A 404-nucleotide genomic window follows, 5' to 3' on the forward strand; every position below is an offset into this window, starting at 1 on the left:
TTTTTTTTCTTCACAATGGCGATGAAACACTTGTTTTAATGTGTCCGTGTTTTCACTTGGATGCAGCCAGAGCTCAAGTAGTAAACCACTCCTGATCTTATAAAGTGTTTCAAGCGCATTGTTATCACCGGTGAGAAAGTAGCTTTTTAAACTGTTTAATTCTTCTTTAGATAAGTCTGTAACCTCAATCAAAGCATCAGAAATATTAAACCGATACTGCGGCCACTCTTTTTTACGCTGCTTCATCCACTCTTTGTCGTCACACTTCCAATCACTCATTAAAACTCCACTTGCAGTAATTAACTCGTTTATTTCTCGTCATCTATCCATCAAGCAGATACGCTTTTAGACAATTTTATATATACCTGTCAACCATTTAGAAAATAATTAACACATATCAACGA

Annotated in this window: 1 protein-coding gene; it reads right to left on the reverse strand. The window is 35.6% G+C overall.

The features are described 5' to 3' along the window. Positions 1-279 (reverse strand): hypothetical protein (locus AB4153_RS20215; protein ID WP_371998489.1); only part of this gene is annotated, 279 nt, incomplete at its 3' end. Positions 280-404: the final 125 nt, after the last annotated feature.

This window comes from Shewanella sp. 10N.286.52.E4, assembly GCF_041468785.1.
Taxonomy (GTDB): Bacteria; Pseudomonadota; Gammaproteobacteria; order Enterobacterales; family Shewanellaceae; genus Shewanella; species Shewanella electrodiphila.